The sequence below is a fragment of the Psychrobacter sp. H27 genome, from assembly GCF_059072655.1.
In genome coordinates this window covers 839,926-864,380 of record NZ_JCACRX010000001.1, presented here as the reverse complement: position 1 = coordinate 864,380, position 24,455 = coordinate 839,926, and the positions used below count along the sequence as shown (strand labels likewise).

The window sequence follows — 24,455 nt, the reverse complement described above, 5'->3', positions numbered from 1 at the left end:
GCTTACCAAGGGACATAATAACCCTGCAAACTTGATACTTTTTAATCATCTTAGCAATAGTGGATAAGACATTGTTATGAAAAGTAAATGTCTAATCTAAGCAAATATAGATGTCGTGCTTATTCTGCAAAAACTGACCAACCAGTTTCCTGCACAAAACGCTCTAGCGCTTTTAACCCAAGTTTAGAGTTGCCTATATGATCAAGCCCTGGCGACCATACCGCGATAGAGCCTTTACCGGGCGCTATGGTCAAAATACCGCCACCAACCCCGCTTTTACCAGGTAAGCCCACACGGTAAGCAAACTCTCCAGAACCATCATAATGACCACACATCATCATTAGTGAGTTGATACGCCGTGCTCGGTGTTCATTGATCACACGTACTCCTGAGTGCTTATCAACCCCATTAGAGACTAAGTACAGACCGGCACTGGCTAACTGTTGGCAATTCATGGCAATCGAGCATTGATGAAAATAGGTACCTAATACATTGTCCACCTCATGTTTTAGACGACCAAAGGATTTCATAAAATGTGCCAAAGAGGCGTTTCGGTCTTTGTGCGCCATCTCAGACGCCGCTACTTTATGATCAAAGCGAATGGACTCGTCATCTGCAATGAGGTGAACAAATTGAAGAATCTCACCCAATGTCTCTTTAGGTTTGTGACCCATCATAATAGCATCCACCACCGCGATAGCGCCGGCATTGATAAACGGATTGCGCGGTCGACCAGTCTCATGCTCGAGCATCACAATCGAGTTAAAGGGGTCGCCAGATGGCTCACGGCCAACGTGTGTCCACAGCCCATCACCTAACTTGCCAAGACCAATGGTCAGGGTAAATACCTTAGAGATACTTTGGATTGAGAAAAGTGTACTGGCATCCCCTGCGGTATAGAGCTGTCCATCGGGGGTTGCGACTGCCATACCAAACTGGTTTGCGTCCACATGTGCCAGCTGAGGTATGTAGTCTGCTACCTTTCCGCGATCGGTTTCAACTGCCATCTCTGCGGCGATATCATCAAGAATTTTCTGTATATCAATCATGAGGTCTTAGTTTTGTCGTATTGTTGAAGGATAAGGCATTTGGTAATGAAGCGGGGTGCCTATAGTTAAGCGCTCATCATACAGAATGACGTACTCGTAGTATACGCATACATGAATAAAGGATGGGGTTATGTCACACTAAAAGTGACGAAAAAAAGCAGGTCATACCTGATGATATGACCTGCCTAAATGCGTAACAGCAGATACAATACTAATAAGCTGTCTTAGTTTAAGCTTGCTCTTTCAGCTTTGCGGTGCTGAAGTGATGCCAGCAGTGCCCAACCAATAAAGGCAATACCAATAAGCCCAGTGATAATCTCCGGAACATGGAACTTGACTGACAACAACATGATGATTGCCAAGGCACCGATAGCGTAGTGTGCACCATGCTCAAGATAGATAAACTCATCAAGCGTGCCTTTATCCACCAAGAAGATTGTCATAGAACGTACGAACATCGCACCAATCGCAAGACCCAGCATGATAACGATAACGTCATTGGTAATGGCGAATGCGCCAATCACACCATCGAAACTGAATGAAGCATCAAGGACTTCTAAGTATAAGAAACCAATGATACCGCCTTTCATAATAGCGCTGGTTGCAGCTGCACCTGATCCATTCTCTTCGTTCTCTAAGTCTTCCTCAAGGTCACCCTCAAGCATACCGGATACGACCTGCACACCAAGATAGACCAAGATACCCCAAACACCAGCGATTAAGACAGCACTTGATTGTTCAGCAGAAGCCCACGATACGGCAACCATCAAGACGATAAGCGCAACAAACACGCTCATGGCATCGACTTTGCCAAGCTTTGCTAAGCGGCTCTCAAGCCAATTAAACCAGTGTACGTCTTTGTCATCAAAAATAAAGTTTAAGAAGACCAGCAACAAGAATATACCACCAAATGCTGAGATTTCAGCATGATGTGCCATCAGTCTGGCTGAGTACTCTTGAGGGTTATTCAATGCCAAATCAATCACTTGCATCATACCAAGGTCAGCAGTAACGGCGACGATGACAATAGGGAATACCAAGCGCATACCGAAGACCGCGATCAAAATACCAACGGTCAAAAATATCTTTTTCCAAAACTCGTCCCAGCCTTTGAGGACTGAGGCGTTGACCACCGCGTTATCGAAAGATAACGAAATTTCCATGACGGCCAAAATAGCGGTAATAGAGAGCGTGGCAATCATGCCACCCATACCACCATGTGAATATCCCCACCATGCTGCGATTGCCAACGCAATTGCGGTAAAGATAAAATCTAAATAAAAATGTCTCATGACACATCCTGTCTGGTTGCGTAAAGCTGGTCTAGTATAGACACAAGCCGCAAAAAAGTGGCTATTGCTAACCACTTTTTATGCATAATTTTAAACGAAACGTAAAGCATTACTAGTCATTTGAGCATTAAAAATTGTGACTATTTGCAACGATGATTGCTCTACGTTTTGGACGTGATATTTAAGACCGATGAGGGTCTAAATGCCAATATAGATACGCCTTTAAATGTCGACACCGTACTGCTGACACATCGCTTGTAGGCCACCTGAGTAACCTTGACCTACCGCGCGGAATTTCCATTCGCCGTTATGGCGATATACTTCACCAAACACCATTGCCGTCTCAACAGAATAGTCTTCTGCCAGATCAAAACGAACGACTTCAGTGCCCGTTTCTTCATTGACTACGCGGATAAAGGCATTTGCCACCTGACCAAAGTTTTGACTACGAGCAGCCGCGTCATGGATGGTCACAGTCACAACCACTTTGTCTACGTCAGCAGGAACTTGAGTTAAGTTGACTTTGATGACTTCATCATCGCCTTCGCCTTCGCCAGTACGGTTGTCACCAGTGTGCTCGACCGCACCATTGTCAGATTTGAGCTGATTGTAAAAGATAAAGTCATGATCGCCGCGTACTTTGCCAGCACCATTTAGCAAAAACACACTGGCATCAAGATCAAATTCAGCACCAGAGGTGGCGCGCTCATCCCAACCTAGACCAATAAGTAACTTGGTTAAGTTTGGATCCGTCTTTGTGAGTGATAGGTTGCCGCCTTTGTTGAGTGATAAAGCCATAATGTTATCCTTGTTATTTGAAGTACTATGAAATAAAAGGCGATGGTTACGCTATATTTGCGCAAACCCATCGCCTAGTAACGCTCTATCATAACAACAAAAAATGACCCAATCAAAGCCGATTGGGTCATGGTTATATTTCATATACATTGAGCAAAAAACTTACGTTTCAGACAGTTATGTGACTACTGCTCATTGCTCTACTCATATAAAGAACCTTTATATTTAATACATTATAGGCTCTGGCGATGACGAATCTCAAAGCTCTGATGAATAGGCTTTTTGATATTAAAATCAAAGCCAATGGTTTTTTGCGTAATATCGACGATATCGTAGCGCTCTATCAACTGCTTATCTAGCTCAAAGCGCGTGAAGTTATTAGAAAAGTATAAGACGCCATCGGAGGTCAGACGATTCATCGCACGATTGATTAGTGCGGCATGATCGCGTTGCACATCAAAGGTACCTTGGAATTTTTTAGAGTTCGAAAATGTCGGCGGATCAATAAAGATAACGTCGAATTGCTCGGTATTGTCTTTGATCCATTCAAAGATATCAGCCGCGACAAATTGATACTTATTTCGACTAACGTCCAGACCATTCAATACAAAGTTTTGTTTGCCCCAATCTAGGTAGTTCTGTGACAAATCAACACTGGTGACTTTTTTAGCGCCAGCGAGAGCAGCGTGTACACTAGCGGTGCAAGTATAAGCAAATAGATTGAGGACGGCCTTACCGCGACTGTTGTCTTTGATACGTGCGCGCATATTACGGTGATCGATGAACAATCCCGTATCTAAATAATCGGTAAAGTTAACATAGAAATAGGCACCATCTTCACGAGCAACATGAAACTTGCCACGTTTTTCAGTGGTGTTCTGTTTGCTGTACTGATCATTACCTGACTGGCGTGCTCGTGTCTTGATAAAGATTTGTTCGCGGTTAATATCAAACACTTCACGAATACCCATCAGTGCCAAGTTGAAGCGTTTTTTGGCCGTCTCAGGTGGGATGGTTTTTGGCGGTGCATATTCTTGTACGTGGGCGTAGTCGCCATACAAGTCGATAGCTACTTTGAAATCAGGTAAATCAGCATCGTATACGCGAATGTTACTCACGTTGCCTTTCTTAGCCAGCTTTTTGAGCTTACCCAGATTTTTTTGTAGACGATTGATAAAATCCTGTCCTTCTTCCACTTCGATTTCACGCTTCTCGAACTGACTGACAAGATGGCCCGTTTGCCCAGAGATCAGTGTTCCGTAACGGAAATAAACCGTAATCGCACCATTATGGCAGCGCAGGGTACGCGGCTCTTTGATAGGGAGTATGTCTACTTGCTCAACGCGAGACGCTAGGATGCCGAGCATTGGGTCGATACCGCTACCAGCAAAGCTGTCCTGAACAATAAGTCCAATTGCTTGGTATAACGGTTTAATCATTTCCTCATCACCCAGACGCTCACCATAAGGTGGGTTGGTAATGATTAGAGGATTACTCAATCGCCCATCATTCACTAGTGGTTTTAGCGTGCTGCCCAGTTGATCAAGGGCGCGGGTTTCGATATCAAGTAGTGGTAGCAGGTCTTGTAACCCTGCGGCAATGAGGTTTTTTTCGGTGGCGATGATTGCGCCATTGTCGGCATCAAACCCTAGCATCAGTGGCAAGGTATCTGGTTGCTCATTGGCAATGTCTAAGGCATCACGAAAGCGTGTTTGAGCGTCATCGATCATCTCTTGCCATAGCGTCTCATCATGATGCTGCCACTCATAAAATCCAAATTGATTGGCGGCTTTGTCGATACCCACAGCGTAATCGCAGTGCATCAGTAGCGCTTCGATAAGGAACGTTCCAGAGCCACACATAGGATCGATCAAGGCATTGTAGTAAGGCGCATTGCCTGCATCGTTTTTCTTGTGCCAGCCAGCACTATAAAGTAGGGCGGCTGCTAGGTTTTCTTTTAAAGGCGCTTCTGTCATGGCCACACGATAACCACGGCGATGCAAACTGGTGCCTGATAAATCTAGATACAACTCAGCTTGCTTGTCATTGATGGTGGCAAAAATAGAGAAATCTGGGTTTTTGCTGTCGACATTAGGACGGCTGTCGTAAACTTCATTGAAAGTGTCTGCAATAGCATCTTTGACACGTAGCATGGCAAACTGCTGGCTCACCGCGACACGCTTATCGACAGAGAGACGAATCGCAAAGGTTTGCTCTAAGCTAAACTGCTCTGTCCAATTGACCGATTTTGCTAAACCATAGAGCTGCTCTGCGACATCATATTCTGCGTTGATGTTTCGACGTTTGATGAGCATTAATACTCGTGACGCCACACGGGACCATAGGCAAATAGTATACAAGTCACGCAAGTTACCAGTGACGGCGAGACGCCCCGTACTCTTGATGTCGCTCTCAATACCAAAGCTGGTCAGCTCAGTCTGCAGCGGTGCCTCAAGCCCATCGGCACAGGTAATGATAAGATCAAGCATCAACTCTGGTGTAGCGGTTGCTAGAGATGCGGGGGCAGTTTGTTCGGTCATACGGATACCTGTGGGCTAAATTGACAAAAAAGCAAATCATAAGAGGACGGTGTAACCCGCAATTTTACCATAATTCGTAGTGGGATAGTTCAAAATGAGGACGTACCTATAGTCAAAGAAATCTAAAACAGCTACAAGGCAGTCGACCGCAGATTGTACACATAGTACCTCTAGGGAGGATAACACCGTAGCGGTTTAATAGTTCGCTGACTATATATGATCAAACCCATAGAATCTGATCAAACATATAACGTTATGTGTCTATAGACGTTACGTGTCTACTTATCTGTTGCTAAAGGTCACTCTTCTGACACCACTTGGGTAGTAGTGGCAAAAGGTTTGGTCGCGATAGGGTAGTCAACGTCTTTTGGCATGAGCAGGCGCATATGCGGGTAGGGCGTCGAGATTTCAGCGGCATCAAAAGCAACTTTGATCTCTTCTTGCAATACTTCTTTGATTTTGGGTATACGTGCAACCGCTGCTGGTTTTACCCAAAAACGCACAATAAAAAACACGCCATACTCTCCGATTTCGGCTACTGTGGCGGAAGTCTCAGGACGATTGAGCACCGCATCGGTATTGCTGAGCACTTGCAAAATTTCTTTGCGCGCCATCTCGATGTCGTCTTCGAAGGCAATACGCACACGTATATCAAAACGTATGAAATTTTTGGAGGTTAAATTGATTACCTCAGAGGAGGCAACGTTGGAGTTTGGGATAATGACTGTGATATTGTCTCGCGTCAGGATATGGGTTGTGCGTAGAGCAATGAGCACCACGCGCCCTTCATTATCATTGATATGAATCCAGTCGCCAACCTGAAAGGACTGCTCTAGCAAAATCGTAATACCTGCAATAAAGTTGGCAAGGGTTGACTGAGCTGCAAAGCCGACTGCTAAGCCAACAATGCCCAAACCAGCAACCAATGATACGATATCAAAGCCAAATTGTGCCATCACGCTGGCAAGCCCGAGTACCAATATGAGCACTGATAAAATATTTTTGAGCAGCTGCTCTATCGAGGCGTTGAGACCGTAATGCTGCAATACTTTATGAATGATTTGACCTGATGATGCCCAGAGCACGTAGTAAATACCAGCCCAAGTGCTTGCTTTTACTGTGGCTTTGATCGTTTCCGGTTCAAAGTTTATTTGACTCATGATCGCAATCAGGCTCGCCACAATCCACACATAACGCAGGGTTGAGCGAGCGATTTTGGTACGGCGCTCGTTCAGATGAATTTTGGCTCTGCTTTGTCTCAGGATATAATTGGCCAACCAATAAAAAAACCCCAATACTGCAAGCAGTATTAGGATTTTGATGCCAGTACTTGTCAGCTCTACCGCCTGAGAAGACCAATTAAGGGATTCTTCATCTATGGAGCCACCCAGAGCAAGGTAGAGGCTAGTATGCAGGTCACGAATGATCTCTTTGAAAAAGTCGGTAACACTGGCGATCGGCATTGTCTCATCCATGCAGGGTGTGTTTGTACAAATTTTTATATATGAGGTATCTACTAATAAATTACCTCAAGTGGTCAAAGCAATCAAATATATTACTACTGAGCATGACTTATATCTAAAGATGCTGCTCATGACTACATAGGATTGCTTGGTCATCAATTAAAAATTGTCTTCCTGAGTGTCTTGAGACTGATATGGAATTTTCATTTTATCCTGAACATCACGCAGCGCCGTACGTAGTCCCTCTAGTATCGTAGGATGATAAAAAGGCGTGTCTAACAGTTGTTTGATACACAAATCATTGGTAATCGCAGTAGCTAATATATGACCGATATATTCAGCATCAGGACCAACCATGCTAGCACCCAAAATCCTATCGGTTTTTTTGCACCCATAGATATGTAGCAACCCGCAATTGACCCCCATCACTCGGCTACGGCCCTGATTGTCAAAGCTCACGCTACCGATAACAAACTCAAGCTCTGAGTCGTCTTGGATTTCTGGTAATGACATACCGATATTGACGATTTGCGGCGAGCAAAAAACAATAGAAAAAGGCGGGGCAGGTGGACGGATATATGCGTTTTCTGTATTTTCGCAGACCATGTTGCCTGCACTATAGCCTTCGTCACTAGCGACATGTAGCAGCGGAATATTGGCATTGGCATCACCGACAATATAGATATCCAAGTCGCCAATTTGCCCTGTCTTCTTACTTAAGTCTTTTGGACGGTTTTTATCATCAAGCTCAACACCTAAGTTCTCGACTCCGAGCTGTTTGATATTATTGCGGCGACCAGTAGCGACCAGCACATACTCACCTTGCCATCGCTGAGATGTGCCTGCACTGTCCTCATATTCGATAAACGCACTCGTGTTACCGCTATCTGATGTTGTGCCGACATTGTTGATGGTGCTTCCCAAATGCATGGTGAGCTCACTACTCAAGCAGTCGATGGCTTTGTGATTAATATCCTCATCTTTGAGACCAGCTACTTGTTTTACACGGTTTAGGAGCGTGACCTCTACGCCCAAACGCGTGAATGCTTGCGCAAGCTCTAGACCGATAGCGCCAGCACCGATGACGGCCATAGATTTGGGCAAATCTGTCAGCTCAAAAACACTATTAGAGGTGAGCATAGTGTCGCCAAGCATGTCTGCCCAGCCATCAGGAATAAACGGTGAGCTGCCTGTCGCCATAATGATTTGTTCAGCTGAGATGATCTCGTCATTTACCTCGATCAATCCATGCTCATTGATACGAGCACGTCCATCGATTTTTTTGTGATCGGGCCAGCTGTCTACTTGTTTTTTGATGTAGCTGGCAAAATGACTGCGTTCGTCACGCACGCGCTGCATGACCTGCTTGCCGTCAATCGTTGCCGTTGCATGAACACCAAACTCGCTAGAGTTATTGGCATCATGTGCGCGATCAGCCGCCGCAATAAGTAGCTTGCTAGGCATACAACCGACTGCGATACAGGTTGTTGTCCAAAACCCTTCATTGATAATGACGACGTCGTCCTTTATTTTGCTCGCTTGGCGAAATGCATTTTGACCTGCGGTACCAGCGCCGATAACGGCAACAGAAACGTGGCGTGTGATGTTATGTGGTGCATTATCAGTAGTATCAGACGGTTTGTTCATATTATTCTCTAGTAGGAAGGGTTGTAGTAGCAGCGCGTTTTATTATTGGCAAAGACCTTTATGTTTACGCGACTATCATGTTTATGGATAGTGCGTAACTGCTGATTAAATGGCTCAGCTTATAGATTATGGTGCTAATTTATGATGCTAATATAGTCAGTAAGCGACTGGTGTAGTCTTTGGCACGTAGGTTTCGCTGCGCATGAGTCAATTGACTGTCTTTATCAAATACAAATGCAGAGCGCACTAGACCTAGAGTAATCTTGCCATACATATTTTTTTCTTTAATAACTTCAAAATACTGGCAGAGCTGCTCATCAGTGTCACTGATAAGCGGGATTTGTAGATCATACTTGTCGATGAACTTTTCGTGAGACTCGACGCTATCACGAGAGACACCAATGATGTCATAACCTAAATCATCAAATTCGTGGAGATGAGCGGTAAACTCAGTCGCTTGAGTAGTACAGCCAGGGGTGCTGTCTTTTGGATAAAAATAGAGAATAAGACCTTTGTCCGTATTGGCAACCATCTCTTTTAGACTGATTTCATCATGGATGAAGTTACCAGCGAGCTTGCGTACTATTGTTACTGGAAAGTCAGGTAGGTCGATGGTTTCTGTGGTTGGCTTTGCCATTGTAAAATCCTTGTTGGTTTTGATTATATGTTGGTTTTATTTGAGATTTTATTTATCGTGTTCTTATTATAGGCAGATTAATAGAAATAAATAATCAGTTTTACACTTTGCTCATTCATTGCCAACAAAAAAGACTGGCAATGGCCAGTCTTTTGTATATCAAATAAGTAGTCGGTTAAGCAGGTTTCTGTGGCTGCTTCAAATCCAATCCGACCGTACACTGTTGCAAGTCTTTTTGCATGGTTTTTACATAAGGCAAGCCAGAGGGATCCTTTTTGTCTTTTGCGTAGCTTTCGATCTCCCACATCTGACCAATCGTCATATTACTACGCACGCCGATAGTACAATTACACAGTTTAGTAGCATCGTTTTTACTAGCAACTTTATATTTGACTGCGCCATTGACACAAGAGTTGATATTATCTTGCTTGATATCGGTAGCATTGGCTTGTGGCATGGCAAATACGGCAGCCAAGGCTAGGGGTAATACTGGCAATAACTTCATAAATTTCCTCTTACAGGTAGCGTCAGTTTTATAGATTTGGTATTCAGTGCGTCATCAGCTCATCGGTATATGGCTGACTGTAACGATCGATTTCATCTGATGACACAGATAATCGTTCATACCATAGCAATTATATCGATTGAAATACAATGGCGACGTGCTGTGTTAATGCAAGCGAATGTTTCGCTAATGTTGATTGGTAGCGCTGTTTGATCCGCAGTCTGTCGTCTCTATCCTGCTTGATAATGAGTAGGATCAGTGACGCCAGCTTGGCTAAACCCTTGACGACGTAATGCACAGCTGTCACAAACTCCGCAAGCCAGGCCATTTGAATCTGCACGATAACAAGAAATCGTTTGTCCATAATCGACACCCAACGACAGACCAAGCTCAATCGTTTGTGCTTTAGACAGTTGTTGCAGTGGCGTTTGAATAGACAGGCGATGACCGGTAACGCCAGCTTTTGTGGCAAGATTGGCCATGTGCTCAAAGGCTTCTATGTACTCTGGGCGGCAGTCTGGGTAGCCAGAATAATCAACTGAGCTGACCCCAATGACAATATGGTTGGCATCCGTTACTTCTGCAACGGCTAGTGCATAAGACAAAAAGATTGTATTGCGTGCAGGCACATAAGTGTTTGGGATCGCGTCATTGTCAATCTCGTCACGCTTTTTGCTAGGGAACTTATCTGAATCACCATCTGGTACGATCATGCTATGGTCAGTGAGTGACGATCCGCCAAGTTGGGCGATGTCAATATCAATGATTCTATGATTAACACCTGCTGTCTCTGCGATGGTCTTTGCTGCGACAAGCTCGCTGTTGTGACGTTGACCATAATTAAAGCTGACCGCTGTTACAGAGGCATAGCGTGCTTTTGCCCAATACAAACAAGTGACCGAATCAAGACCACCCGATAATAGGACAACAGCGTTTTGGTTTTTGTTAATGGCGTCCAGCTCAGTATCAGAGGATTGAGGGAGAGAAGTATCCTGCAAAGTAACGTTAGTCATAGTGATATCTATTGTTGGTTTACGAAAACGGCTATTTTAGCAAAAATACAGCGACTACAGAACCATGAAGCGACCAATCAGGCGTCATTAAGTAGCCAAGGCGAACGTGGTCAGTATGCTGATAAAAATAAAGTCCAAATGACTGTCCTCTTTTCAATCTGTTAGCAATATTTGTTATAATTGCCGCTTTAAAAGCACCAGCCACCACAGGTCATTCACTGTGCTTTACTGCAAACTGTTTTATCGCAAAACCCTTCTTATAAAGATATTGAGTAACTTATGACTGCAGCAACTTTATTTACGCCAAACATCGCTCCTAGTTTTGATGAGATGTCTGATCATATGTCTAGTGAAACGGGATTTAGTAGCTATGTTCTAGAGGACGATACCGACACAGAGGCTAAAGCGTCTAGCAATGAGGATGTCGTTGCTGAGCAAGCTGCCGATACTCAAGCGCCTACTAAGTCTGCATACTTTCGTAAACTCCAAAAGAAGCTACGCCGTCAAGTGTCATGGGCCATTCGTGATTTTAATATGATCGAAGATGGTGATGTGGTGATGGTCTGCGTCTCAGGCGGTAAAGACAGCTATACCTTACTGGATATTTTATTGTTATTAAAACGCATTGCCCCCATTCATTTTGACATCGTCGCGGTCAATCTGGATCAAAAGCAGCCTGGCTATCCTGAGGATATTTTACCTGCATATCTCAATGAGCAAGGCATTGCCCATTATATTTTAGAAAAAGACACCTACAGTATCGTCAAAAGCGTGGTACCAGAGGGTAAAACTTACTGTTCAGCGTGCTCACGTCTGCGCCGAGGCTCACTATATGGTTTTGCCAAACAAATCGGTGCTACCAAAATTGCGCTTGGACATCATCGCGACGACATGCTTGCGACCTTCTTTTTAAACCTATTCCATGGCGGTGCGCTCAAATCAATGCCACCTAAATTGTTGAGCGATGACAAGCAAAACATGCTGATTCGCCCGCTAGCCTATGTCGAAGAAAAGGACATCATTGAATATGCCAAATTAAAAGAATTTCCGATCATTCCTTGTAATTTGTGTGGCAGTCAGACCAATCTACAACGCGCTATCATTAATGACATGTTACGTGAATGGGATGATGCGCATCCGCAGCGTTTGGCTTCTATCTTTAAGGCCATGCAAAACGTAGCGCCATCGCAATTAGCTGACCGTGAGTTGTTTGACTTTGAAACACTGAGTCTTGATCGTGATAATGATGAGCGTCTGTTTGAGGGTGACAATATTCAGGCAGGGCAGACTGATAGCTTGGCGGATATTGGTTTGCCAGTATCACCAAGAACGCAGACGTTCAATCCAAAGTTCGCCAGCGAGAAGTTACATTCGGTAGCGTCGGACTCAGCGTCAGACAGTACCTCAAAAAGTGAGCGTACCGCCCAAAAAATCCCAACGATTAATCCTATTATTTAACCTTTATAAATAAATACTCATTGAGTAAACCATAAAAAACCAGCCACTGTTATGAGTGGCTGGTTTTTTTGCGTATGGATAGTAGAGCTAGGATATAACTTAATAACATTAACTCTTAGCGAAGACTGGTAATGGGTCAAAGCTAACTGTTGAGCGCGGTAGTTTTGCCACATCTTGCATACGCCAGTCATCCTCACCATCGTTGCTCACTTGCAAATAATACTTGGCTTTTACCACATCAAGATCTACTTGCGCGCTGTATTTATTGTCCTCGATATGCTGTAGTACGACGTCGTGGTCTTTTTTGACATCGGTTGCATGCGAGATAGACAAATCCAGCGTATCAGGATAGGTGAGTGGTGCACCGTTTAGTAGCTTGCCTGACTGCACGCTTTGCTCAGGATAATTAAGATAAAACACAATATCGCCATTATCTGCAAATTGCATTTCGCCATGCAAGTCTAAATCATAAGTGAGCTTATCACGTGATACATCGTGGTAGAGCGTCTTGCCATCCATATACCAGTCATCACGTACCACGCTGTCACGGATTTGGTAAGAATAATAAACAAACCAGATGCACGCGATTACTACCGCAGCTGGCATGCCTATGACAAAGATAACAACCATATAGTTCTTGTACCATGGCTGAGTATCTTGATGCTTAAAGTTCGGTGCTTGATTAGACATAAAATACCTATTCATCAGATACTTATTTATCAGAAATCTATACATCAGATATCTACAAACGGTATCAACGGATAATTTGACGGCTAAGCGCTGCCAGTTCAATAATAGATTCCTCATTCGATAGCTTATAATAGGCTGCATCGCTAACTATCGAATGAAATATATAAAATCCAAAGGTTTACTGCCCTTGGGTGGTAAAGACATTCTGTTTACTGACCTGATACTTACCGTCTTCACTGACCACATTTAGGGTCACTGGCGTTTGACCAAACTCAATCACATCAGGGTCACCATAAATACTAACGGGCATATCAAAGCTTTCGCCTGCTTCTAATGGCACATCATTAAAGCGTAGCTCTAGACTCAGTCCATCTTGCGGTGCTAGCGTGATTTTATAAGCATGCGCATCTTGTGTTTTATTGGTCAGTTTAACGATATAGCTGTTTTCTATCATGCCTTCAGTATTGATCGAGGATAATTGATTGCGGTCACGGCGAATATCAATCTCTAACGGCACGCGATCTGTTAGAGCATATATGACCCCACCACACAGTACCGCTAATAAAGCCAAATAAGCAAACAGTCTGGGGCGAAGTACGCGGCTAGGCTCTTTTTCTGCCAGTTGACGCTCGGTTGTATAACGAATCAGCCCGCGCGGGTAGCCAACCTTATCCATGATCTCATTACACGCATCAATACAGGCTGCGCATTGGATACAGGCGACTTGCAGGCCATCACGAATATCGATACCAGTGGGGCAGACCTGTACGCACATAGTACACTCGATACAGTCACCTAGATGCTCAGGATTTGTGCCTTTTTTGCGGGCACCGCGCGGCTCACCGCGCTCATAGTCATAAGAGACAATCAAGGTATCTTTATCAAACATCACGCTCTGAAAACGCCCATAAGGACAAATCTGTACACACATCTGCTCACGCATATAGCCTGCATTGGCATAAGTGGCAAAGGTAAAGATAAACATCGATACCCATACCCATGTAGGCCAATCAGGTATAGGAATCAGTCCTACTGTCTGCCAGCTATGATACAGAGAGTCTGTGCCCGCCACATAACTGACGAAAGTCGCCGCTGTGATAACTGAAAGCAAAAGCCAAATCGAATAGACCACCGTACGTTTGAAGATTTTACTCGCACTCAGGGGTGCCTTGTCAAATTTCATGCGTTTATTGCGATCACCAATGACCCATTTTTCAACGTACTGATACAGATGTGTCCAAATCGTTTGCGGACAAGCATAACCACACCAAACACGGCCTGCATAGACAGTCACCATAAACAAAGTGAATGCGGCAATGATGGCAAATGCGGCAATAAAATAAAAATCTTGAGTTAAAAAAGTCATGCCAAAAATATAGTAGTGCTGTGAGGGCACATCGAACCATATTGCTTGTCTACCATTATAGCGCAGCCACGGCAAAAGTAAAAAAGCGGCTAAGAGCGCATACATCGTGATGACACGAATGTTTTGATAAAAACCTGTGACAAACCTCGGGTGGACACGATGCTTGGTCGCATCAAGATCAATCTGTTGGACAGGGATTTTATTGGGTGATTGTTGTGCTGACATAAACGTGCCTCTTTAAAAAAAGAATCAGTCTGCTGGCATGATGAACAAATACCTCTAGCGTTGAAGTATATGAGTGTACGATGTTATCAATGTCAGTAAATAGAGGGTAGAGAACTGGACAAATACCAGTCTCATCCACTTACCAAATAGTCGATTATAGAGATCAAATTAGTAGAGACTAAGTTAGGACTTTATAGCGTCATACTTAACAGGCTATTTTGAACGCCAGCTATTCTAACATTATCCCTACTAATAATGGGGTTATAATCGTGAAAAGCAATTACTATATCCTGATAATGTTTACTATCTATGATTGATTATCATAGTCATTCTGAATTCATAGTCATTTTGAATAGAATTCTGCAAGGATATATAAAAAGGGAGAACTGTAATGACAGTTCTCCCTTCATTAAATCTCGTCCATGTACAGTATCTATACTTAGTTAGCAGTTGCTTCTTCAGTTGCTACAGGCTGAGTCGCTGCTGCAGTAACCATTGATCCCTCAGGTGATTTACCAGTCTTGTCTGATAGTGAGTAGATGTAAGCAGCAAGAAGCATAATACGCTCATTACCTAGCTTAGTATCCCACTTAGGCATCACACCAGCACGACCATAACGTAGCGTCTCACGAATAGTCTCGCGGTCACCACCATATAACCAAATATTATCAGTCAAATTCGGTGCACCCGCTGAAATCATACCTTTACCATCTGGTCCATGACAAAGAACACAGTTGGTAGGCTCATTGAAAATAACCTTACCTTGAGCCACTTTCGTTTGATCAAGCTCATAGTCATTTTGATTGCCTGACATCGCTAAGACGTATTCAGCAACAGCACGTATGCCATCTTCACCAAGCTGATCACGCCATGCTGCCATACCACCGACACGCCCGTTATGTAACGTCGTTAGGATATTGCTGGCTTCACCACCATATAACCAATCATTGTCGGTCAGGTTAGGATAGCCTGTGGCACCCTTGGCGTTTGAGCCGTGACATACCGCACAGTTCTGCAAGAACAAACGGCTACCGACTTTCAATGCATTTGGATTTTCAGACAGTTTTTCGACATAGGGGGCAAGTTCTGCTACTTTACCATCGATTTGAGTCTGTAAGTCTGCTGGTGGGTTGTCACTACGACGCATAGTCGCTTGCAACTCATTCAGTGTCCCTAGCGTCGCGGTTGCACCTGCTGCATCGGCTTTGACCAAAATATTCTTTTCAAAGTTATCTGTAAATACTTTGTTGTTGCTTTCAAGCTCACTAAATAGCTCGTTCTTAGAGGTCCAAGGCACTGTTTCGCCATCGACTTCTACGGTTGCGATACCTTCCCAGTGTTTAGGGAACATGGCTGGGAAAAATACCCAATAGGCAACGCCCCAAATGATTGAACCAAAAAAGATTACCAACCACCATTTAGGGAGTGCTTTGTCGTATTCTCGGATGCCATCATACTCATGACCAGTAGTACCGTCGTCTTCTAGGCTCGGTTTGTATTTGATAACAAACAACAAGACACCAAGAATAAAAGCCCAGCAGCCGATACTGATTAGCGTGATCCAAGAACTCCAAAAAAATGTCATCGTTTATCCTTATTGCGCTGCTCTTCAGACAAGGATTTAATATCCTCGTCATCAAGCGCAAGTTGTGCATCTTCTTCGAAGCGTTTTTTGTTTTTTGGCGAATACGCCCACCATGCAACGCCTACGAAGGCAATAAAGGCAGAAACGGTCGCAATTGTTTGTAATTCACCAATACCCATTAGCGCTGTCCTTCCATTGCGGTACCTAACTGCTGTAGATAGGCAACCAAAGCGTCAAGCTCAGTGGCACCAAGTACAGCATCTGGAGCACCTTCGATGTCTTCTTCAGTGTAAGGAACACCAAAACGATCGCGGAATAGACGCATTTTAGCTTGAATGTCTTCACCATCTACTTCATTTTCAGCAAGCCAAGGGAATCCAGGCATCACTGATTCAGGCACTAGCGAACGTGGCGCAATCAAATGCTGCTTTTGCCAGTCTTCAGAATAACGACCACCTACACGTGCTAAATCTGGTCCAGTACGTTTCGATCCCCATAAGAATGGGTGATCCCACGTTGACTCAGCGGCACGCGAATACGGTCCATAGCGTTCGACTTCTGCACGTAGTGGACGAACCATTTGCGTATGACAAACGTGACATCCTTCACGGATATAAATATCACGACCTTCGAATTCAAGCGCTGTCCAAGGCTCCATAGCAGGTAGGGGAGCATTCACCCCACCTTCCTCAGGGCCTTTGTTATCATAAATCAATGGTACGATTTCAACCAGCGTTGCAAAACTAATAGCAATCACGATACCAATGACTAACAAGCCTGTATTTTTTTCAATAATTTCATGCGGTGTACCAGCCATGATCGCTCCTTATACGTTAGCTGTCGAAGGTTTTTCGACACTAGGTTCATGATCCGTTGGATCAGCGACATCTACAGGCTTACCTTCTGGCATCTTGAGTGTTTTATAGCAGTTATAAGCCATAACAAACATACCCGATACATACAAGAAGCCACCAAAAGCACGACCGATATATGGGAAATGCGAGAATTCAACAGTATCAACGAAGCTATATACCAAAGTACCGTCTGGGTTCGTAGCAAGCCACATCATGCCTTGACCAATACCTGAGATCCACATAGATACGATATAGAAAATCGTTCCTGCAGTCGCCAGCCAAAAATGCGTGGTGATCAAGCTAATAGAGTACATCTTTGGTTTGTTATAAATACGTGGTAACAATACGTATAGCGAACCAATAGTAATCATACCAACCCAGCCAAGTGCACCTGAGTGTACGTGACCAATTGTCCAGTCCGTGTTGTGCGATAGCGCATTGACTGTCTTAATAGACATCATTGGGCCTTCGAACGTCGACATTGCGTAGAACGACAATGCCACAATCATAAAGCGGATGATCGGATCGGTGCGCAACTTATCCCAACTGCCTGATAACGTGAGTACACCATTAATCATACCACCCCAAGATGGCGCGAATAGAATGATAGAGAATACCATTGCCAATGACTGCGTCCAATCAGGAAGCGCTGAATAATGCAAATGGTGACCACCAGCCCACATATATGAAGCAATCAATGCCCAAAAGTGAACGATAGACAAACGATACGAATAGATAGGACGACCAATCTGTACAGGAACGAAATAATACATCATTCCAAGGAAGGCGGCCGTTAAGTAAAAACCTACCGCGTTATGCCCGTACCACCACTGCACCATCGCATCAGTTGCACCGCCAAATAGCGAATAAGATTTGAACGCACTAACCGGAATTGCCATGCTGTTTACGATGTGTAGTAGGGCAATCGTAATGATGAAAGCGGCAAAGAACCAGTTAGCCACATAGATATGTGAGGTTTTACGTTTGATGAGCGTACCAAAAAATACAATGGCATAAGAGATCCATACCAAAGCAATCAAGATATCGATAGGCCACTCAAGCTCAGCGTACTCTTTACTTGTGGTCAAACCTAGCGGTAGGGTGATGATGGCTGCGACAATAACTGCCTGCCATCCCCAAAAGGTGAACCACGCCAAATACGGCGCAAACAAGCGTGTCTTACAGGTACGCTGGACGATGTAATAAGACGTTGCGAACAGGGCAGAACCACCGAACGCAAAAATCACCGCATTGGTATGCAGTGGTCTTAGATGACTAAAGGTCAGCCATGGAATGTCAAAGTTGAGTCCTGGCCATGCTAACTGTGAAGCAATGAACACACCAAGACTCATGCCGAAGATGCCCCAAACGACAGCCATAATCGTAAAAAATCTTACGACAGTAATTTCGTACTCACGGTCAACTGGGGCGACTGCTGTGTTTTGTAAACTCATTGGATGATTCCTTTACAGCCCGAATTATCAACAGAATTAACCAACAGTCCGCGCTATAGGTATTATAAAAACTGACAAACTATAATAGCTGCGGTACATGCCGTTCTTTGCCGTGCTTATCACCATAATCTCATTAACTATCAATATGGGCTGGTGTTTTATATCAGTAGGTACTGATGGATAAAAAGAGGCGCTTTGTGCACCTTGTTTACAGCCAATCGATAGTAGGATTGTTAATAGATTATCGAGATAAATAAGAAGACGCGCCGTTTTTGAGCATCAAACATCTTGTAAGGCTAAATATATATCTTAATTATTACGAAAAAATCGGTACTAATGAAGATAGATACCCATACTATAGGGCTATAAAAACGCACTGACCATAGATGTATGCTAGCGGCGGCTGACAAAAAACATTTTTATGTAATGTTAGGTTAAAACTCCCGACTCTGTTTAAGGGTATTGTAACGCAATCCTAATCAAATATCATCAGAACTATGCGCCAAAATACAAACTCTTTGGTATAAAAATTCGCAAGCAACTTATTATTATTGCGCTATTTGCTTATTTTATACTCAATTTTATCACGATTCTAGATGTGTATCTGTGTCAAACCAAGACAAACTTCATTAGAGGTAAATACGTGCTTCTAAAATAATTTTGTAACAATGGGCTTACAGGTGGTACAAATAGGTTTTACTTATTATCAAATCGCCCCTTATAATGAGCCTGAACATCAGTGATAGCGACGTCTTATAAGTCTATCAATAACAATCATTTCAATAAATTGATAATGAGGTTAATACGCTAAATAGTAGTATTAACCCAAAAAAATACCAATTAAGGACAATAACATGGCAGTTTTTTTGACAGATGAATGGTTTGAGCAAGTAGAGAAGATGGGTAGTGAAGCGGGTGAGTTAAACTTGCCACCAGCACTGGCTAATATGATCGTCAACCTAAAAGTATCTGATACGGAAAAAGATATCGAAGCCAATTTTGCTAATGGCCTATTGCATCGCGGTTTGAATAGCGATGCGACCACGACATTACTATTGGATCGCAGCATTCTACAGTCCATCATCACTGATTTTGACACCAATCAAATCATGGGTGCCTTTATGAGTGGCAAAATTCGTGTTGAAGGTGATATGTCACAGTTGATGGCAGTACAAACTGCTCGCCCAAGTGCAGAGCAAAAAGAGCTATATACTCGTATCAAATCAATGACGACGATGGCTTAATCACGTATTTGTACGACTTTTAATCTAGAGTTTTGAATGGCAAAAGTCGATAAGATACAAAAAAGCCCCTAATACTAATTAGGGGCTTTTTGTTGTGTGAAGACAAGTCGTAGCACGCAATACTGTCAGCTGTCCAGTAATTAGCTGGCTTTTGATGGCTGTTTTGCGCTTTGCTGATTTTCTTTATATATCGCTGCTTGTAACCACACATTGGCTTGTACATAGTCGTGTACTTTGATACTGGCGGTCTCTGGTGTGTTTAGAGCACCGATACGCACCACAAACGGATCTGCATCCTGCTCACGTAGCGTCACCACATCAAACAAAATAATGGATTTACCATTAAATTCAGTCTCTTGTTTACCAAGGACTTGACCTTGACACCAAGCTTCGTCTTCTTGTCCTAAGGTATCGCCAAACAAGTAAGCGCACATATGACCTAGATTGATTTCAACAGGCGCCATTTGTTCTTTGGTTTCAGGTTTCCACTCACTGATTTGCGCTTGTAAGTCATCTGGAATTTTTCCGTCATTTGCTGCAACGATATCGTTAAAGGCACGGTGATAGCGGATAGATTCCTGATCTTCTACCATGATCACCTCATTCTGTTCGCTTAGCTTAATCTCATGTGCCCATGCGCTAAAATTTACAAAATAAGAGGTATCGCGCTGATACAAATGGCGGTTGGTCGTATAGAGCTGATCAAATGCATAAATAATACTGCCATCAGCGGTACGCAGGCGTAACACTGCATCGTGTGAGTTGTCATTGGCAATGACGCGCTCGATTTTGCAGTCAAGACCATAAGGGCTATCGACGCAAGGATATGCATTGATAAAGCGCTCAGGCTTGCCATCTTTCATCGCTAGCACTTGATTAATATGACAAGGTCGGTCTTCTGATAACAACAAACAGCTGTCTTTTGCACTGACATTGTTGTTCAGGCCTTTGGGCATGGCGGCGACTTCAATCATTTTTTGTAGCCACTCTGGCACATCTTGACTCATGTCATCGGTCAAAATACGCCAGTGATCACCGTGACCTGCAGACTGCTCGTCGGTCAACGTGATCTTGGTAGGAGATTGAATGTTTTTGTATTGATAATTTATGGTCATGAAAATACTCAAAATTAAGTCAGCGTGAGGTTTGTATCTAATACTGCTGTTACTTACACACCATTCAGTATTTCAAATTACTGGTTTATGATGTCAGCGATATGATCAGCAAGGCATGAACAAATCACAATGTGGGGTTAATGACAATTGTCTTTAGCATATAATATATAGGTATGGACACGGCTAATAGCAAGACCCTCTCTCAAAAATAATAACAGAAACCAGTTTTTTGGTAAAAAATCCTCTCAGTACTTGCTAATGACTGGCACATATCAGCCAAATTGTGTCAAACTAGCTCCCTTTTGACGGCTGTCTTTGGCTCGTCTGAAACCCTGTTTTTGTGTTCGATTTATATGTGAGCAGTAGCAAATGTCTGATGCATTGACTGCTGCTCATTATCCAACCTATATAAAGTCGCACGTAGATAAGATAAAGAGTTTGAATATGTTTCGTCCTTTAGCGTTATTTATCGGCTTACGATACACCCGAGCAGAGCGCAGTAATGGCTTTATCTCCTTTATATCACTCATCTCAATGATCGGTTTGACGCTTGGGGTTGCCGTATTGATTACGGTGCTATCAGTCATGAATGGGTTTGATCGCGAGCTAAAAACTCGTATTTTGGGTATGGTGCCGCAGGCCACGGTGGTATCTACTGAGATCATCGGCGATTGGGAACAATTGGCGGATAAAATAAAAGAAGATCCAGAAGTGGCGGCGGTGGCACCCTTTATCCAATTACAGGGCATGCTGACATCTAATGGTCAAGTCGCAGGCATCATGGTGACTGGCGTGGAGCCTGAATATGAAAAAGATGTCTCCATCATAAATGAGCACATGATTGAAGGCAGTATTGATACCTTGCAAAGTGGTGATTTTAGTATCGTTTTGGGCGAGGAGATGGTGCAGTCTTTGGGCTTGCAGATAGGGGACAAGGTGACTCTAGTACTGCCAGAGGCCTCACCGTCACCCGCAGGCGTGATACCGAGATTTAAGCGCTTTACCTTGACAGGTATCTTCACTATTAGCCCAGAAGTCGATAGTCTCATGGCATTTATCCCGATGGGGGATGCCGCCAAACTATTACGTCTGCCCGAGGGCGCCCAAGGCGTACGTATGAAGCTCGATGATATCTTTACGGCACCAGCTGCAGCAGAGAAAGCCGCTGCTATTGCCCCTCAGCAGCTGTATCCTAACGACTGGACACAAACGCATGGTAATCTATTTGGGGCGATTCAAATGGAAAAAGCCATGGTCGGTTTGCTGCTGTTTTTAATCATCTTAGTGGCCGCTTTCAATATTGTCTCAAGTCTTGTAATGCTCGTTACTGATAAAAAAGCCGATATTGCGATCTTGAAGACCTTTGGCGCATCACCTCGACTGATTACCCAAGTGTTTATGGTTCAAGGCGTGGTTATCGGTGTGATCGGTACGGTTGCTGGTACGATATTGGGTGTGATATTTGCACTGACCGTCAGCGATATTTTGGGCTTTATCAATCAAGTCTTTAATCTGAATCTTTTTGACGCTTATTTTGTGAATTATTTGCCTTCACAGCTGCGTTTGCTTGATGTGTTATTGATTACAGGGGCATCGTTTGTACTGAGCTTTTTGGCGACTATTTATCCAGCACGTCGTGCGGCCAAGATTCAGCCAGCTCAAACATTACGCTACGAATAGCCTAAACGCACAAATATCAAAATAAATAAAATAAAGGAAGCGCTATGTCTGCCATTTTGAAGGCGACCAATATCAACAAGATATATGATGAGGGTGCAGTCAGTACACAAGTATTGACGGGTCTCGATCTAACGGTTCATGCTGGTGAGCGCATCGCTATCGTTGGTACCAGTGGCTCAGGAAAAAGTACCTTACTGCATCTACTTGGTGGTCTCGATACACCAACCAGCGGTGAAGTCTGGCTACATGGTCAGCTACTAAATAGTATGAATGAGACTGAACGCGGTGCCATGCGCAACAAGCATTTGGGGTTTATTTACCAGTTTCATCATTTGCTGGCAGAGTTTACAGCTGTTGAAAACGTTGCAATGCCGCTGCTCATGCGTCCAGAAGTATCAACGACCCAGGCACGCACCCAAGCGGTTGAGATTTTGGAGAATGTCGGTCTTGAGCATCGACTGATGCACAGACCAGGTGAGCTGTCAGGCGGTGAGCGTCAACGTGTGGCGATTGCGCGTGCGCTAGTGACCAAGCCCTCGCTTATCTTGGCAGATGAGCCAACGGGTAACTTGGACTACGACAATGCGCAAAGCGTCTTTGGATTGTTGTCAGAGCTACAGAGCACGATGCAAACGGCATTACTAATGGTCACACATGATCGCAATCTAGCGGCGCTTGCTGACCGTCAATTGTTGCTGCGCAATGGTCATTGGGAGCAGTATTAACCCTCCATATGACGAGAATGTCAGATTGACATAAGTATTGTCTATTGGCGCTAATAAGCGCTGTTCTGGTGAAATGTATTGTTGTATTATCGAGTAGATATTTAATAGCAAGAGATACTGAGGCGGCTACCAATCAGCTGCCGTATCTATTTTATAGGAACACATATGATGAATTTAGATGACGATCCAATCGCTGCTTTTGGTAGTGCTGAAGAAGGTGATGAGCCATTAAAGCCTTATATCGATCCGTCTGTGTTTGAGACTATTGATAGTCAAGAGCAAAAGGATTTAATCTCGCCAGTGTTTGATGCGATTACTCTAGCTGGGGTTGATTTTGATCTCAAGGTTCAAGACAGCGCAACTGGTAAACGTTATACGCTATGCAAAAACGATGAAGTTATTGAGATTGTCTCTATGGACAAAGACTTTACAGATAAGCTCAAAGCCGCCATAGATAAGAACAAAGCAGAGTAGCGGTATCAATCAAAAACAACCTTAATACCGCTGGACTGACATAAGTGGTATTAAGGCTCAAAGGATTTGTCAGCGGGTTTTTTCTGACGTTTTTGCCAACTTGCAACGGTTTTATAGCGCCACACTGCCTTAAAGGCAAGTCCACAAATAATGCTGGTTACAACCGCCAAAAGCGTTAATCCGATACAAAATGCTGTCAGCGATACTGTGCCTTTATAGGTAATGAATGGATTGGCACCATCTGATAGCGCCCATAAGCTAAAGTCTGCAATCATCCTACCGATAAACCGCAAACTGATCACAGGTGCGTCAATAATTTTTGCGCCGATATAATATCCAGCATAAAAGATTGGTAGACTAGTCAGTGGATTGGTAATCCATGTCAGACCGAGCGCCATAGGCACATTGGCTCGAAAAATAAGCGAGCCAATTAAGGCCAATAACATCTGCCCTGGCAATGGAAAAAACGCGCTGAGCACACCAATATAAACCGCCTTGTTGAGACTATGGCGATTAAAATGCCATAAACGTGGGTCTGCTAAATGCGGCGCGAATAATTTTAAGGTGCGACTTTCTAGGACTTTTTCTGGTGTAGGAAGTAAGTCTTTTAGACGTTTTTGGGGCACAGGATCGCCTTTAAT

At 43.7% G+C, this 24,455-nt stretch carries 23 protein-coding genes; 5 read left to right on the top strand and 18 right to left on the bottom strand.

Going from position 1 to position 24,455, the window contains the following annotated elements:
• Positions 1-119: 119 nt before the first annotated feature.
• The 9 genes from AC5JPY_RS03350 to queC all read right to left on the bottom strand — a co-directional run bounded on the left by AC5JPY_RS03350 (position 120) and on the right by queC (position 10,881).
• Complete coding sequence (locus AC5JPY_RS03350; RefSeq protein WP_493852114.1) at positions 120-1,049, bottom strand: glutaminase; 930 nt, start codon at positions 1,047-1,049, stop codon at positions 120-122.
• A gap of 224 nt (positions 1,050-1,273) precedes the next feature.
• Positions 1,274-2,341, bottom strand: coding sequence for a DUF475 domain-containing protein (locus AC5JPY_RS03345; RefSeq protein WP_493852113.1), 1,068 nt, complete (start codon positions 2,339-2,341; stop codon positions 1,274-1,276).
• 222 nt (positions 2,342-2,563) lie between these two features.
• Positions 2,564-3,139 carry a TerD family protein gene (locus tag AC5JPY_RS03340; protein WP_493852112.1) on the bottom strand — a complete coding sequence of 192 codons (576 nt, stop codon included), beginning with the start codon at positions 3,137-3,139 and terminating at the stop codon, positions 2,564-2,566.
• Between the two features lie 233 nt (positions 3,140-3,372).
• Entirely contained in the window at positions 3,373-5,679 is a 2,307-nt protein-coding gene (rlmKL, locus tag AC5JPY_RS03335; protein WP_493852111.1) for a bifunctional 23S rRNA (guanine(2069)-N(7))-methyltransferase RlmK/23S rRNA (guanine(2445)-N(2))-methyltransferase RlmL, read from the bottom strand.
• A gap of 299 nt (positions 5,680-5,978) precedes the next feature.
• On the bottom strand, positions 5,979-7,142 hold the full coding sequence (locus AC5JPY_RS03330; RefSeq protein ID WP_493852110.1) for a mechanosensitive ion channel family protein: 1,164 nt from the start codon (positions 7,140-7,142) through the stop codon (positions 5,979-5,981).
• 159 nt (positions 7,143-7,301) lie between these two features.
• Positions 7,302-8,789, bottom strand: a complete 1,488-nt coding sequence (locus AC5JPY_RS03325) for a dihydrolipoyl dehydrogenase (protein ID WP_319050545.1) — start codon at positions 8,787-8,789, stop codon at positions 7,302-7,304.
• 139 nt (positions 8,790-8,928) lie between these two features.
• Entirely contained in the window at positions 8,929-9,426 is a 498-nt protein-coding gene (locus AC5JPY_RS03320; protein ID WP_319050544.1) for a peroxiredoxin, read from the bottom strand.
• A gap of 175 nt (positions 9,427-9,601) precedes the next feature.
• Positions 9,602-9,931 carry a hypothetical protein gene (locus AC5JPY_RS03315; RefSeq protein WP_319050543.1) on the bottom strand — a complete coding sequence of 110 codons (330 nt, stop codon included), beginning with the start codon at positions 9,929-9,931 and terminating at the stop codon, positions 9,602-9,604.
• A 230-nt stretch (positions 9,932-10,161) separates the two neighbouring features.
• A complete protein-coding gene (queC, locus tag AC5JPY_RS03310) occupies positions 10,162-10,881 on the bottom strand; it encodes a 7-cyano-7-deazaguanine synthase QueC (RefSeq protein ID WP_319050665.1) in 720 nt (239 codons plus the stop codon).
• 342 nt (positions 10,882-11,223) lie between these two features.
• On the opposite strand from queC, the gene ttcA reads away from it, so the two are divergent.
• A complete protein-coding gene (gene ttcA, locus AC5JPY_RS03305) occupies positions 11,224-12,402 on the top strand; it encodes a tRNA 2-thiocytidine(32) synthetase TtcA (protein WP_493852109.1) in 1,179 nt (392 codons plus the stop codon).
• A 108-nt stretch (positions 12,403-12,510) separates the two neighbouring features.
• On the opposite strand, the gene AC5JPY_RS03300 is transcribed toward ttcA, so the two are convergent.
• From AC5JPY_RS03300 to ccoN, 7 genes are all read right to left on the bottom strand, one after another.
• Positions 12,511-13,092 carry a FixH family protein gene (locus AC5JPY_RS03300; protein WP_319050541.1) on the bottom strand — a complete coding sequence of 194 codons (582 nt, stop codon included), beginning with the start codon at positions 13,090-13,092 and terminating at the stop codon, positions 12,511-12,513.
• 178 nt (positions 13,093-13,270) lie between these two features.
• Positions 13,271-14,683: a cytochrome c oxidase accessory protein CcoG gene (gene ccoG / locus AC5JPY_RS03295; RefSeq protein ID WP_493852108.1), complete on the bottom strand. Its 1,413-nt coding sequence runs from the start codon at positions 14,681-14,683 to the stop codon at positions 13,271-13,273.
• Between the two features lie 229 nt (positions 14,684-14,912).
• On the bottom strand, positions 14,913-14,963 hold the full coding sequence (locus AC5JPY_RS03290; protein ID WP_493852724.1) for a type I addiction module toxin, Fst family: 51 nt from the start codon (positions 14,961-14,963) through the stop codon (positions 14,913-14,915).
• 159 nt (positions 14,964-15,122) lie between these two features.
• Positions 15,123-16,268: a cytochrome-c oxidase, cbb3-type subunit III gene (gene ccoP / locus AC5JPY_RS03285; RefSeq protein ID WP_493842891.1), complete on the bottom strand. Its 1,146-nt coding sequence runs from the start codon at positions 16,266-16,268 to the stop codon at positions 15,123-15,125.
• Complete coding sequence (locus AC5JPY_RS03280) at positions 16,265-16,447, bottom strand: cbb3-type cytochrome oxidase subunit 3 (protein WP_194197257.1); 183 nt, start codon at positions 16,445-16,447, stop codon at positions 16,265-16,267. The genes ccoP and AC5JPY_RS03280 overlap by 4 nt, the downstream gene beginning before the upstream one ends.
• Positions 16,447-17,085, bottom strand: a complete 639-nt coding sequence (gene ccoO / locus AC5JPY_RS03275) for a cytochrome-c oxidase, cbb3-type subunit II (protein ID WP_201601089.1) — start codon at positions 17,083-17,085, stop codon at positions 16,447-16,449. The genes AC5JPY_RS03280 and ccoO overlap by 1 nt, the downstream gene beginning before the upstream one ends.
• 9 nt (positions 17,086-17,094) lie before the next feature.
• Positions 17,095-18,576: a cytochrome-c oxidase, cbb3-type subunit I gene (gene ccoN / locus AC5JPY_RS03270; protein WP_319050538.1), complete on the bottom strand. Its 1,482-nt coding sequence runs from the start codon at positions 18,574-18,576 to the stop codon at positions 17,095-17,097.
• A gap of 854 nt (positions 18,577-19,430) precedes the next feature.
• Between ccoN and AC5JPY_RS03265 the strand changes: the two genes are divergently transcribed.
• On the top strand, positions 19,431-19,820 hold the full coding sequence (locus tag AC5JPY_RS03265; RefSeq protein ID WP_319050537.1) for an SCP2 sterol-binding domain-containing protein: 390 nt from the start codon (positions 19,431-19,433) through the stop codon (positions 19,818-19,820).
• A 140-nt stretch (positions 19,821-19,960) separates the two neighbouring features.
• Here AC5JPY_RS03265 and AC5JPY_RS03260 read toward each other — a convergent pair whose 3' ends face one another.
• On the bottom strand, positions 19,961-20,935 hold the full coding sequence (locus AC5JPY_RS03260; protein WP_493852107.1) for a hypothetical protein: 975 nt from the start codon (positions 20,933-20,935) through the stop codon (positions 19,961-19,963).
• A gap of 444 nt (positions 20,936-21,379) precedes the next feature.
• Between AC5JPY_RS03260 and AC5JPY_RS03255 the strand changes: the two genes are divergently transcribed.
• From AC5JPY_RS03255 to AC5JPY_RS03245, 3 genes are all read left to right on the top strand, one after another.
• Positions 21,380-22,615 carry a lipoprotein-releasing ABC transporter permease subunit gene (locus AC5JPY_RS03255; RefSeq protein WP_319050535.1) on the top strand — a complete coding sequence of 412 codons (1,236 nt, stop codon included), beginning with the start codon at positions 21,380-21,382 and terminating at the stop codon, positions 22,613-22,615.
• Between the two features lie 44 nt (positions 22,616-22,659).
• Positions 22,660-23,340 carry a lipoprotein-releasing ABC transporter ATP-binding protein LolD gene (gene lolD / locus AC5JPY_RS03250; protein ID WP_319050534.1) on the top strand — a complete coding sequence of 227 codons (681 nt, stop codon included), beginning with the start codon at positions 22,660-22,662 and terminating at the stop codon, positions 23,338-23,340.
• 165 nt (positions 23,341-23,505) lie between these two features.
• The gene (locus AC5JPY_RS03245; RefSeq protein ID WP_319050533.1) at positions 23,506-23,814 is read left to right on the top strand and encodes a hypothetical protein; all 309 of its coding nucleotides are present in this window, start codon (positions 23,506-23,508) and stop codon (positions 23,812-23,814) included.
• A gap of 50 nt (positions 23,815-23,864) precedes the next feature.
• Here the strand turns inward: AC5JPY_RS03245 and AC5JPY_RS03240 are convergent, their stop codons facing one another.
• Positions 23,865-24,440, bottom strand: coding sequence for a DUF2062 domain-containing protein (locus AC5JPY_RS03240; protein WP_319050532.1), 576 nt, complete (start codon positions 24,438-24,440; stop codon positions 23,865-23,867).
• Positions 24,441-24,455 lie beyond the last annotated feature (15 nt).